We start from the raw sequence: 12,194 nt of genomic DNA on the forward strand, positions 1-12,194 counted from the left end.
GAACCTACTACTGGCCTCGTCCATAACGAACCTCATGAAGTCTGTGTGTTAAATAGGCAATAGGAAGTTGCCGAATTCCTTATTAAGGAAAACGCTGGTTATACACCCTTGGAAGTACTTTCAGATCAACTGAAAGTGCGTGCCCCGAGGTGCAGGCCGAGCCATACGCTGGCCTGCTGCAGGAGGTGCGCAAAGCACCAACTCGGTGGTTCCTGGCTTTCGTCGAGGCTCCAGCGTTGCTGAAGTTGGCCGGTCGACGGGCAGACGCGCCAAGTGGCACGCAGGTGAGCCTGAGTGCGCGAAGAAGGGGAGGAAAACGGCGAACGAGTCGCCACAGGGCGCTCACGGCAAGGCTTTACGCGCATCGTCGAGGCGAAGGCGCGTACACCTGGCATTACAGTAGATTTGAAGTTCATAACATGCCTCGCAACCGGACTGACGCCGGAGAGGCAAGTTACGATGGAGCGTCAAGCCCTAGCGCAGCTCACCCGACCGAGGAGTCGAGTCCCGTCATTTTCTGGGTTAAGTGCCCAGCTCTGCGAAAACGCATCAGCCAGACAGCGTCTAGATACTGTGTCCATTGGATTCTTTTGTGAGTTGAAAAAAGGCCTGAGTTACCGGCCCGGGCAATGTACTCAGGCAGGCCGCTGACGTCAACCTTAAATCCACGTTGTTAAGGAATCAGACAGATAAGGACAGTGCAGAAGGGACGGTCAGAATAATTGCAGTCGATAGTGATCGATATTAAGGCGCGAAGTGCTCATGACATTCAGTCGCCATGTCATGAGCACAAAGGATTGCTGTGTAAAACTCAATGACTCATGTGCCGGGAAATATCCCGGTAAGTATCGCTGTCCGTTGCCGCCAACAGCTTGCGGCCATCCTTGAGCGTGGCGATGAACGTGATTTCGGTCTCCTTGCCCGCCATCAGGTAGCCGGCGATTGCCCCGATGGGGCCGAGCAGCATGGCGCCGGCGATGCTGTAGCCGATCGCATCCTTGTTGGTCACGCTGTCCTCGGTTGCCACTTCCAGGGTTTTGAATGCCGAGGGCCGCACTTTGATTTCCTGGTTAGGGTTGAAAAGGGTTTTCAACTGCAACGCCCCTTCACGGTATTCGCTATCGCCTTGTAGAAAATCTCCTGCCAAAACGGTGACATTGACCATGTTGAACTCCCCTTGTTCGAACATTGCTGAACCTGATATCTCGCGCTTGCAGGGGGCAGACGTCAATCAGCTGGCGATGAAGGGGCGTACCGTCAGTCAGGACGAAACAGCAAAATTCGATCCGTAGTCGCTGTTCATATATCGAAGACGGGAATCAGTTTGCCGCCGTATTGTTCGATACGGTCTGACTTGTAAATCACCAACGCTTGCGAGCATTCGACCGTGGACCGCGCAGCCTTGGTGGCGTGTAATTCGACGTCGCCCATACCGGCATACAGAGCTCGCGCAGCCGCAGAATTGCGTATCTGGATCGCTAGCTCATGACCATCCTGGTTGCCGACAAAATTGCAGGCATAGATTGCGATAGCGAGCCTCTTGCCAAACAACTGCTGCAGCTTGGTACCGAAAGTCAAAGCGCAAGCGAAGTTCCTCCCCTTGTCCTGGACCGCAATTACATTACTCAGTTCATCGCTTTCCGCTGCGCCTAGCCAAAGTTGTCCGGCGCTGCCATGGGTTGCGATAAGGATGGTGTCGACGAAAACATTGTCTACGCAAAGGAGGCTGATTTGCTCAAGCTGCGTAATCGTTTTGGCATAGGTTTGGCCTGCGTCGACCTTGAATACAGGTTTGAATAGCTCCGTTTTGTACCAGGCTTCAACCGCTTCAGCGAAAGCCCCGCCGGAATCGCCTCTGCTCATTTCTTTTTTGAAATCGTGGTGAATGATGATGACGCCGCCCTTGGCGAGCGAATACATTTCGCCACCTTTGATAACATCAATGGCGTCCCGAAAATTTGCGCTTTCGACTTGATCGGCACGGGTCGGGAAGGTATCGGAGTTGGAGAGCAGTTGCACTTCAGTGCCGATTTTTACGTAGGCTTGCTCGGGCTCTGTCGCCCAAGGGGTGTTTTCCGAATCGCTATGGTAAGTATTGCTATCAAGATCGATTTCGATGAATGCGCCCTTGGTAAAAGGGATAAGCACCTCTTCACTTCCCTTGCGGTTTTTGACGACCGCTCCTTTGCCTTTTTTTGCCAGCTTGGTGACGACCCCGTGCCACATTCGCATGAAAAGTCTCCCTGTCTTGCAGTGCTACCGTGCGAGTCTGCAGCGAAGGTTAGCGGGTTATTCCTGCCTGACAAGTCAACGGGCCCTGCCTGAACGGCGTCTTGGCTGCTATCTAAAAATTCAATAGGCCTGCCGCTTCAAACTGTGTCAGTTTCGTTACGCCTTCAACAGGGCGAGTGATAGGACGATCTCGCGAAGGGGTCGCCGTGGTCTATCGGAACCGACTATTTGAAACAAGGACGTAAGTGATGTCACAGGCCAAAGCAAAAGCGCTCATTTCTTCAGGGCAGGTCAGTTCGGCCTACAGTCAGGTCGATGCCTTCAGCCATTTGTATGATCGCGGTGGCGCTGAGCTGATTAACGGCAAACCGTCGTTTACCGCGGATCAGGCAGCTGATCAGATTCTGCGTAAAAACCTGTCCTGGCACGACACGGACGGCAATGGCAAAGTCGAATTGAGCTTCAGCTTCATGACGTCGGCGCCGGCGAACTACAACACCAAGCTGGGTCATTTCAGCGAGTTCAGCGATCTGCAGAAAGCCCAGGCGAAACTCTCCCTGCAATCGTGGTCGGACGTAGCCAATGTCACCTTCAAGGAAGGGGCCACAGGCGGTGACGGGCACCTGAGCTTTGGTAACTACGATGTCAGCACCGGCGGCGCGGCGTTCGCCTATTTGCCTTCGGGCGGTAGCTACGATGGTCAGTCCTGGTACCTGATCAACGATCAGTACCGGGTCAACGAGACGCCGGGCACCAACAACTACGGGCGTCAGACCCTGACCCACGAAATCGGTCACAGCCTGGGCCTGTCCCATCCGGGCGTCTATAACGCGGGTAGCGGCAACCCGACCTATAACGACGTGACCTACGCTCAGGACACGCGCGGCTACAGCCTGATGAGCTACTGGAGCGAGAGCAACACCGGTCAGGATTTCAGCAAGGATGGCAGCGGCGCGTATGCGTCAGCCCCGCTGATGGATGACATTGTCGCGGTACAAAAACTCTACGGCGCCAACCTCGAGACCCGTGCCGATGATACGGTCTATGGCTTCAACTCCAACGCCGGTCGCGATTTCTACAGCGCCACGTCGGCTGAATCGAAAGTGGTGTTCTCGGTGTGGGACGGTGGCGGCAACGACACCCTGGACTTCTCGGGCTTCAGCCAGAACCAGAAGATCAACCTCAACCAAGGCTCGTTCTCTGACGTTGGCGGCCTGGTCGGCAACGTGTCCATCGCCCACGGCGTAACCCTGGAAAACGCTATCGGTGGTTCGGGCAATGACCTGCTGATCGGCAACGCGGTGGCCAACCTGCTCGAAGGCGGTGCCGGCAACGACATCCTCTACGGCGGCGGTGGCGGCGATAGCTTGTGGGGCGGGGCAGGGGCGGACACCTTCGTGTTCGGCGCGGCATCCGATTCGACCGTGACCGCGCCGGACTGGATCATGGATTTCACCAGCGGTGAGGACAAGATCGACCTGTCGGGCATCGCGCAGTTCGCGTCTGGCGCCGCCACGCTGAACTTCGTCAGTGGCTTCACCGGCCATGCCGGCGACGCGATCCTGACGTACTTCGCACAGACCAACCAGACCAGTTTGTATATCGATCTCACCGGCCACGGTGCGGTAGATTTTGCCGTGGGAACGGTCGGTCAGGCGGCAACCACTGATATTGTCGCCTAAACTCTGCTGACAGGAACCGCCGATGCGGTTCCGTGCAGTGAAATGAAAGTCCGCCCAGGGCCAACATGGGCGGACTTTTTTTATGCCGTCAGTTTTTCTCCAGGTCCACGTCCTTGGTTTCGCGCAAGCAGAGCATACCCACCACAAGGCTCACCCCGGTGATCAGTATCGGGTACCACAGCCCGTAGAAAATATCCCCGGTGTAGACCACCAGCGCGAACGATACGGTCGGCAGGAAACCACCAAACCAGCCGTTACCGATGTGATACGGCAGGGACATCGAGGTGTAGCGGATACGCGTCGGGAACAGTTCGACCATCAGCGCCGCCAGTGGCCCGTAGCACATCGCCGAAATGATGATCAGCGCGACGATCAGCACGACGATCATCGGTTTGTTGATCTGCTGGGTGTCCGCCTGTTGCGGGTAGCCGGCCAGGGTCACGGCACCGCGCAGGGCGGCTTCGTCGTAACCATCGATAGTGACATCGCCAACGCTGACCTGCACCGCGCTGCCAGCGGCGGCGGCTTTGCTGCTGTAAGGCAGGCCTTGTTTGACCAGGAAGGTTTTGACCTTGTCGCAGGGACTGTCAAAGCGCGCCTTGCCGACCGGGTCGAACTGGAAGGTGCAGGTGGCCGGATCGGCCAGCACGCTGATCGGCGCTTGTTGACTGGCGCGGTCGATGGCCGGGTTGGCGTAATGGGCCAGGGTTTTGAAGATCGGGAAGTACAGCACGGTGGCCAGCAACAGGCCGATCATCAGGATCGGTTTGCGCCCGACCCGGTCCGACAGCCAGCCGAAGAAAATGAAGAACGGTGCACCGATCACCACGCTGACAATCAGCAAGGTGTTGGCCAGTGCCGGGTCCATTTTCAGGAACTGGGTGAGGAAGAACAGCACATAGAACTGTGCCGCATAGAAGGTCACCGCTTGCCCGGCGTTGATGCTGAACAATGCAATCAGCACGACTTTGAGGTTTTCCCAGTTACCGAAGGATTCGCGGATCGGTGCTTTGCAGGACTTGCCTTCTTCTTTCATTTTCAAGAACGCCGGCGACTCGTGCAGGCTCAGGCGAATCCAGGTCGAAATGCCCAGCAGCACGATCGACAGCAGGAACGGAATGCGCCAGCCCCAGACTTCGAACTGATCACCGGTGAAGTAGCGGCAGCCAAGCACCACCAGCAGCGAGAGCAGCAAACCGAGGGTCGCGGTGGACTGAATCCAGCTGGTGTGGAAACCGCGTTTGCCGACGGGCGCGTGTTCTGCCACGTAGGTCGCGGCACCGCCGTACTCGCCGCCGAGTGCCAGGCCCTGAAGCATGCGCAGCACCACCAGAATGATCGGTGCGGCAATGCCGATACTGGCGTAGGTCGGCAGCAGGCCGACGGAGAAGGTTGCCAGGCCCATCAGGATGATCGTGGCGAGGAAGGTGTATTTGCGCCCGATCATGTCCCCCAGTCGACCGAACACCAGAGCACCGAACGGCCGCACGATGAAACCGGCAGCAAAGGCCATCAGCGCGAAGATGAAGGCGGTGGTGTCGTTGACCCCGGCGAAAAACTGTTTGCTGATCACCGCCGCGAGGGCGCCGTAGAGGAAGAAGTCATACCACTCGAACACCGTCCCGAGGGACGAGGCGAAGATGACTGTCCGGGTTTCCTTGCTGGTGCCGGCGCTGAGCGTTGCGGCGATGGCTTGAGCCTGTTCTGACATGTCGGTATCCCTCACAGTGTTTATTTATTGTTGTTCCACTGTCAGCGCCGGCCGTATGGGCTGGTGCTGCTCCTGCTGGTATTGCACGGTCCGCGTAGGAGCCGAGCTTGCTCGCGATGCAGGCGATGCAGGCGACGCGGTGTATCCGGTGATCCGCGTCATCGTTCATCGCGAGCAAGCTCGGCTCCTACAGGTGCGGCTCGGTGACCCGTTCTATTTCCGCGGTAGCGTTCCAGGTCGATGCGGCGAGAATCAGTTGCGCCGCTTTTTCGGCGATCATCAGTGTCGGTGAGCAGGTATTGCCCGAGGTGATGTACGGCATGATCGACGCATCGGCGATGCGCAGGCCGGGGATGCCGTGGACCCGCAACTGGGCATCGACCACGGCGTCGGCATCGTTGCCCATGCGGCAGGTGCCAACCGGGTGGAAAATCGTCGTGCCGATGCGCGCGGCGGCTTCGTGCAGTTGTTCTTCGCTTTGCAAGGCCGCGCCCGGCAGGTATTCGATCGGGTTGAACGGCTGCAAGGCCGGTGCGGCAACGATGCGCCGGGTCAGGCGAATGGCCTCGGCGGCCACGCGCAGGTCTTCGGGATGGCTCAGGTAATTGGGTTGAATCAGCGGCGGCTGTTGCGGGTCGGCCGAGCGAATCTCGACGCGGCCTCGGCTTTGTGGGCGCAGGTCGCAGACCGACGCGGTAAACGCCGGGAACGCATGCAAGGGTTCGCCAAAGCGTTCGAGCGACAGCGGTTGGACGTGGTATTCGAGGTTCGCCGAGGTTTGTTCCGGTCCGGAGCGGGCGAAGGCGCCGAGTTGACTGGGGGCCATCGACAGCGGGCCACTGCGGTCGTACAGATAGCGCAGGCCCATGCCGATTTTACCCCGCAGGCTGCCGGCGATCTGGTTCAGGGTCCGGGCATTTTCCAGCTTATAGATCAGCCGCAACTGCAAGTGATCCTGCAGGTTGCGACCCACGCCATTGAGTTCGTGGACGACGCCGATACCCAGGCGTTTGAGCAGGTCGCCCGGGCCGATGCCGGAACGTTGCAGGATGCTCGGCGAACCGACTGAACCGGCGCTGAGGATGATCTCCCTGCGGGCAGCAAAGATGTTTACCTGGCCTTGCCAGCGGGCGCTGACCTTGGATGCCCGGCCGTTTTCCAGCAGCACGCGGTCGACGTCGACACCGGTCAGGACGGTGAGGTTAGGCCGATGGCGAACCGGTTTGAGAAAGGCTTTGGCGGCATTCCAGCGCACCCCGGCTTTCTGATTCACCTGGAAGTAGCCGCAGCCTTCGTTGTCACCCTGGTTGAAGTCATCGACGCTGGCGATGCCGCTTTGTTCGGCGGCGCTGCGGAAGGCGTCGAGAATCGGCCACGACAGCCGTTGGCGCTCGACGCGCCATTCACCGGCGGCGCCGTGAAATGCCGAGTCACCGGCAAAATGGTTTTCGCTCTGTTTGAACAGTGGCAGTACGTCGTTCCAGCTCCAGCCGGGGTTGCCTTCGGCGGCCCAGCGGTCGTAATCGCCGGCCTGGCCGCGCATGTAGATCATGCCGTTGATCGATGAGCTGCCGCCCAGCACCTTGCCGCGCGGGTAGCTCAGGCTGCGGCCTTGCAGGCCGGTTTGCGCCTCGGTCTTGAAGCACCAGTCGGTGCGCGGGTTGCCGATGCAGTACAGGTAACCGACGGGTATGTGAATCCACGGGTAGTTATCGCGCCCGCCGGCTTCAAGCAGCAACACCCGGTGCTGCGGGTTGGCGGAGAGTCGATTGGCCAGCAGGCAGCCGGCCGGTCCGGCGCCGACCACGATGTAATCGTATGCATCAACGGCAGGTTGCATCCATGACCTCGCAGCGTGTTGTTCTTATTGGGATCCATCCTAGTTGTTAGTTTTCGGCAAAAGAATGTTAGTTTTTGCTCAGCTGCTGTGCGTTTTTAAACAGTGATCAACTCCCACGCATGCAAGGAAGGCTGATGTTCGACTGGAATGACTTGCGGTTTTTTCTCGAATTGCAACGCAGCGGCCGCTTGCTGACCGCCGCCCGGCGTTTGAAAACCACCCACGCTACGGTGGCGCGACACATCGAGGCGATTGAAGCGAGCCTCGGCACCGCGCTGTTTGTCCAGCAAGCCCAGGGTTACCAACTGACCCCGGCTGGCGAAGCGCTGCTCAAACATGCTGAAGCCATGGAGAATGTCGCCTTGCTGGCGCAGGAGGAGATCACCCAGTCCAGTGCGCCGCTGGGCAAGATTCGCGTCGGGGTGACCGAAGGCTTGGGGATCATGTTTCTCGCCAGTCGCATGCAGGGTTTGTTTGATCGCTATCCGGGGTTGGAAGTGGAGTTGGTGGCGGTGCCGCGTTTCGTCAGTATCCTCAATCGCGAAGCCGAGATCAGTATTCATCTGGAGCGCCCGGCGGCTGACATGCTGGTCACTCGCAAGCTCACTGATTACCGTTTGGCGCTTTACGCCAGTCAGGCTTACCTCGACCGTTCGCCGCCGTTGCGCAGTCGCGAGGACCTGGCGCGGCATGCCTGGATCGGTTACGTCGACGATCTGTTGTTCAGTCAGGAATTGATGTTTCTCAACAGTTTTTGCCGCAGTCCTCAGGTGGTGTTTCACAGCACCAGTGTGATTGCTCAGCAGCAGGCGGCGCGCTCGGGGTTGGGGATTGCGGTGTTGCCGTGTTACATGGCTAGCCATGATCCGGAGCTGGTGCCGCTGTTACCGGCTGAAAGTATTCAGCGTAGTTATTGGATCAGTACCCGGCGTGAGTTGCACAAGTCGGTGCGGTTGCGGGTGTTGTGGGATTATGTGGTGGGGTTGTGTGATCGCGAGCAGGCGCTGCTGCTTGGGCCCGGCTCTTAAGCGTAGGCTGCGATCTTTTGGTCCAGGCGGCCTGATAGCCGGCCTATCTCTCGCAGGTGTACATATCCATTTCTGCGGTAACGGCCACTTAGGGTTTCGCCCTTACGGCGACTCACTTTTTTTACAAGCGCCTAAAAAAAAGTAAGCAAAAAAACGCTCGCCCCAAGCGTACGGCACCTCGCTTAGGCTCGGCGTTCCCTCGCTACGGTATTCATCAGGAGGCATCGCCTACGGTCTGCTTCGCGACGACCTCCTCTCGATGTGTCCGGCTACGCCGTACGGCGCTACGCGCCAACCTCCTGATGAACACCTCCACTCGGCCTCCCGAAGGGGCTGGTGGATCAAGATCAACAGCGGCAGGCGAGCTAACGCTCGGCCTGTTGAGTGGTGAAGGCGACGGTATGCGCTGCTTTGCCTTTTTGCCTTTTTTGTGGGAGCCGGGCTTGCCCGCGATGACGACCTGGCAGCCGGCCTATCTTTTGCGGATGTACACCAATCAAAAGTGTGGGAGCTGGCTTGCCTGCGATGGCAGCCTGACAGCCTACCCATCTCCCGCAGATGTACACCAATCAAAACTGCGGGAGCGCGGCTTGCTGGCGGTAGTGATTTTACCGACCCCATCGCTGGCTAGGGCTAGGCGCGTGCCTGCTCCGGGATTACGGGGTAATTTCGAACGCGGTGCTTCCCAGTCGCTCGCCATTGACCATGATGTGTACCGCATGCGTGCCTGCGTAATGTTTGCGGGTGGTCAGCTCGCGGATCTGCTGGGTGCGGCTGAGGGTTTGGCGGGCGTGTGCGGGCAGGGTGAGGCCCTTGAGTTTGAAGACTTTCGCTGAGGTAGCGCCTGAGGCTTTGACGTAGTCGATGGCGTAATCGACCACCAGTCGCTGGTTGTCACTGGCGGTTGAATGAAGGTCGAACGAGAGCTTTACGGTCTCGCCGAGACTGATCACCGCCGGTTCAATCTTGAGGTTATGGATCTGGACCTCGGGTTTACCGCCAGCGCCGATGATCGCCAGTGCCCGTTGGTTGCCCTGTTTGATCAGGCTGCGCAGGGCGTGTTTGGCGATCCACGCGGTGCGCGGGTCTTCCAGCGACCAGCCTTCGATCAGGTTCAGCACCCACTCGGGGTGGTCTTTGGTGATGTCATTGAGGTGATTGGCCACCGACTTGCGTACGTAAAGGCTGCTGTCGGCCTTGAGGTTGTCGAGGATTGCTGCTGCCAGCGTCGGGTCGGCTTGCACCGGTTCCAAACGAAATGACCATGGCAGGCGCGGGCGACTGCCTTCGCTGGCCAGGCGGCGGACGTGTTCGTTGTCGTCCAGTGACCAGTCGTGCATCAGTGCCAGTGAGCGTTCGAAGTCGCTGCGCAGGAAATGCCGGATCGCGAACTCCGAGGAACCGAACGTGGTGAAGTACTTGAGCGCGTCCATCGACAGCTCGAACGCGTGGGCACCATAAGCGGCGACGTACTGAGGCAGGAACATGCTGACGAAGCCGCTGTTCAAACGTGGTGCGAGCGGGCGCAGGATTTCCAGTGTCTGCTCATAGCTCAGCGGCAACACTGCATGCAGGCACTCACCGACCCGCGCCATGCGCTGCATCACCGACAACTCGGCCAGGCCTTCATTGGCGAGTTTCAGGAACGCCTTGGCGTTGAACGCCGGGTACACCGCGTGCATTTCGCTGGCGATGTGTTGCAAGCGCTCGGCGTTGAAGATTTCCTTCAGGGCGGGGGAAGACTGGTCGGTGCTACTCATCGTGGATTCCTTTCAACATTTCAGAGCAAAAGATCGCGGCCTGCGGCGGTTCCCACGGGGAACGCGATCTTTTTTGGCTTCAAGGTTTGACCGTCTCTTCCTCAATCCGATCCGCCTCGAACAACCGCGCCAGTTCGGCTCGGGCTTCCTGGGCGCTTTGCATGACTTTCGCGGCATCGTCGTAGATCGCGTGCTGGGCTTCGAGCACTTGTTCGTCGTGATGCTTGAAACGCTCGATGCGGGCGTCGGCCTGGGTCTGGCTCAGGCCAAGACCGATCAGGGTCCGGCGACTCATTTCCAGGCTTGAATAATAGGTTTCGCGGATCGCCTCGGCGCCGAGGTCGACCAGGCGGTGCACATGCTGACGGTTACGCGCACGGGCGATGATTTTCATGTGCGGGTAGAGCTTGCGCACCAGTTCGGCGGTCTTGATGTTGGTGTCCGGGTCATCGGTGGCAATCACAAAGTATTCCGCCTGCCCGACCTTGGCCGCGTGGAGTATTTCGGGGCGCATCGGATCGCCATAGAACACCGGTACGCCGCCAAAACTGCGCGACAGCTCAATGGTTTCCACCGAGGTATCGAGGGCGACGAACTGAATTTTTTGTGCCCGCAGAATCCGCGCAACGATCTGGCCCATACGGCCCAGGCCGGCGATGACTACGCGCGGGGCGTCGGTGTCGATTTCACGCAGGTGCGGCGGCACGGCGACGGGCTGGACTTTCGATTTCACCAGTCGGCCGCACATCAGTAGCAACAGCGGGGTCACGGCCATCGACAGGGTGATGGTCAGCACCTGAAGGTCGTACATCCGTGGGTCGAACAGGCCTTGGTCGCGGCCGATCTTGAACACCACGAACGCAAATTCACCACCCGCCGCCAGCACGATGCCCAGGCGCAACGCACTCAGTCGGTTCAAACCTCCGGCCAGCCGCCCGACGACAAACAGCATCGGCAGCTTGAGCATGATCAACAGCAGGGTCAGGCCCAGCACCGTTATCGGGGCGCTGAACAGCAGGCTGATGTTGGCGCCCATGCCGACGCTGATGAAAAACAGCCCCAGCAGCAGGCCCTTGAACGGTTCGATTTGTGCTTCCAGTTCATGGCGGTATTCCGAGTCCGCCAGCAGCAGGCCGGCGAGGAATGCGCCGAGCGCCATCGACACGCCGACCAGGTCCATCAACCAGGCAGTGCCGATCACCACCAGCAGCGCGGTGGCGGTCGAGACTTCCGGCAGGCCGGTTTTGGCGACCACACGAAACACCGGACGCAACAGGTAACGCCCGCCGATCACCACCACTGCGATGCTGCCGAGCACCCGCAGGACATGGTTCAAATCGTCAGCGGCGGACGTGGTGTGATCACCGCCGGCGAGCAGCGGCACCATGGCGATCAGTGGGATCGCGGCGATGTCCTGAAACAGCAGTATTGCAAACGCCAGCCGCCCGTGCGGGCTGGTCAGTTCCTTGCGTTCAGCCAGGCTTTGCAGGCCGAAGGCGGTGGACGACAACGCCAATCCCAGGCCGAGCACGATCGCGCTATTGAGCGCCTGGCCGAACACGTAGAACGCCAGCACGCCGATCACCGAACCGGTCAGCAGCACTTGCGCCAGACCGACGCCAAACACCGCTTTGCGCATCACCCATAACCGTCGCGGAGACAGCTCAAGACCAATGATGAACAGCAGCAACACCACGCCGAGCTCGGAAATATGGCTGACACTTTGCGGGTTGCCGATCAACCCCAGCACCGACGGCCCAATGATGACGCCGGCCAGCAGATAGCCCAACACCGCGCCCAGTTGCAGGCGTTTGGCCAAAGGCACGGTGAGCACCGCCGCGAATAGAAAGACGACAGCGGCTTGCAACAGGTTGCCTTCATGGGGCATGGCTTACTCCTGGGAAAACGTCGAACGACAAAAATTGCGGACAATCATGGGTT

Annotated in this window: 9 protein-coding genes; 2 read left to right on the forward strand and 7 right to left on the reverse strand. The window is 59.2% G+C overall.

The annotated features are described in order from the left end of the window. Nucleotides 1–125: 125 nt before the first annotated feature. The 3 genes from AC3WK5_RS01200 to AC3WK5_RS01210 form a co-directional block, all read right to left on the reverse strand. Complete coding sequence (locus AC3WK5_RS01200) at nt 126–416, reverse strand: hypothetical protein (protein ID WP_103316451.1); 291 nt, start codon at nt 414–416, stop codon at nt 126–128. Nucleotides 417–811: 395 nt separating this feature from the next. Then, nucleotides 812–1,165, reverse strand: coding sequence for a hypothetical protein (locus AC3WK5_RS01205; protein ID WP_103316461.1), 354 nt, complete (start codon nt 1,163–1,165; stop codon nt 812–814). A gap of 134 nt (nt 1,166–1,299) precedes the next feature. Beyond that, on the reverse strand, nt 1,300–2,232 hold the full coding sequence (locus AC3WK5_RS01210) for a hypothetical protein (protein ID WP_103316450.1): 933 nt from the start codon (nt 2,230–2,232) through the stop codon (nt 1,300–1,302). 248 nt (nt 2,233–2,480) lie between these two features. Here AC3WK5_RS01210 and AC3WK5_RS01215 point away from each other — a divergent pair, with 248 nt between their 5' ends. Further along, a complete protein-coding gene (locus AC3WK5_RS01215) occupies nt 2,481–3,914 on the forward strand; it encodes a serralysin family metalloprotease (RefSeq protein WP_103316449.1) in 1,434 nt (477 codons plus the stop codon). An 88-nt stretch (nt 3,915–4,002) separates the two neighbouring features. Here AC3WK5_RS01215 and AC3WK5_RS01220 read toward each other — a convergent pair whose 3' ends face one another. Further along, nucleotides 4,003–5,625, reverse strand: coding sequence for an MFS transporter (locus AC3WK5_RS01220; protein WP_103316448.1), 1,623 nt, complete (start codon nt 5,623–5,625; stop codon nt 4,003–4,005). Nucleotides 5,626–5,812: 187 nt separating this feature from the next. Beyond that, entirely contained in the window at nt 5,813–7,465 is a 1,653-nt protein-coding gene (locus tag AC3WK5_RS01225; protein ID WP_103316447.1) for a GMC family oxidoreductase, read from the reverse strand. Nucleotides 7,466–7,599: 134 nt separating this feature from the next. Here AC3WK5_RS01225 and AC3WK5_RS01230 point away from each other — a divergent pair, with 134 nt between their 5' ends. Beyond that, nucleotides 7,600–8,493, forward strand: a complete 894-nt coding sequence (locus AC3WK5_RS01230) for a LysR family transcriptional regulator (protein WP_103316446.1) — start codon at nt 7,600–7,602, stop codon at nt 8,491–8,493. Nucleotides 8,494–9,149: 656 nt separating this feature from the next. Here the strand turns inward: AC3WK5_RS01230 and AC3WK5_RS01235 are convergent. Together AC3WK5_RS01235 and AC3WK5_RS01240 are read right to left on the reverse strand one after the other, a co-directional pair. After that, nucleotides 9,150–10,253, reverse strand: a complete 1,104-nt coding sequence (locus tag AC3WK5_RS01235) for a DNA alkylation repair protein (protein WP_103316669.1) — start codon at nt 10,251–10,253, stop codon at nt 9,150–9,152. A 79-nt stretch (nt 10,254–10,332) separates the two neighbouring features. Continuing rightward, nucleotides 10,333–12,141 (reverse strand): monovalent cation:proton antiporter-2 (CPA2) family protein, encoded by a 1,809-nt coding sequence (locus AC3WK5_RS01240; protein ID WP_103316666.1) that lies wholly within the window; start codon nt 12,139–12,141, stop codon nt 10,333–10,335. Nucleotides 12,142–12,194 lie beyond the last annotated feature (53 nt).

The sequence above is a fragment of the Pseudomonas sp. FW306-02-D09B genome, from assembly GCF_058782685.1.

What these genes read in the sequence shown, in the direction of transcription:
- AC3WK5_RS01200 (WP_103316451.1), bottom strand. Translation starts at nt 416, where the DNA reads ATGAACTTCAAATCTACTGTAATGCCAGGTGTACGCGCCTTCGCCTCG.
- AC3WK5_RS01205 (WP_103316461.1), bottom strand. Translation starts at nt 1,165, where the DNA reads ATGGTCAATGTCACCGTTTTGGCAGGAGATTTTCTACAAGGCGATAGC.
- AC3WK5_RS01210 (WP_103316450.1), bottom strand. Translation starts at nt 2,232, where the DNA reads ATGCGAATGTGGCACGGGGTCGTCACCAAGCTGGCAAAAAAAGGCAAA.
- AC3WK5_RS01215 (WP_103316449.1), top strand. Translation starts at nt 2,481, where the DNA reads ATGTCACAGGCCAAAGCAAAAGCGCTCATTTCTTCAGGGCAGGTCAGT.
- AC3WK5_RS01220 (WP_103316448.1), bottom strand. Translation starts at nt 5,625, where the DNA reads ATGTCAGAACAGGCTCAAGCCATCGCCGCAACGCTCAGCGCCGGCACC.
- AC3WK5_RS01225 (WP_103316447.1), bottom strand. Translation starts at nt 7,465, where the DNA reads ATGCAACCTGCCGTTGATGCATACGATTACATCGTGGTCGGCGCCGGA.
- AC3WK5_RS01230 (WP_103316446.1), top strand. Translation starts at nt 7,600, where the DNA reads ATGTTCGACTGGAATGACTTGCGGTTTTTTCTCGAATTGCAACGCAGC.
- AC3WK5_RS01235 (WP_103316669.1), bottom strand. Translation starts at nt 10,253, where the DNA reads ATGAGTAGCACCGACCAGTCTTCCCCCGCCCTGAAGGAAATCTTCAAC.
- AC3WK5_RS01240 (WP_103316666.1), bottom strand. Translation starts at nt 12,141, where the DNA reads ATGCCCCATGAAGGCAACCTGTTGCAAGCCGCTGTCGTCTTTCTATTC.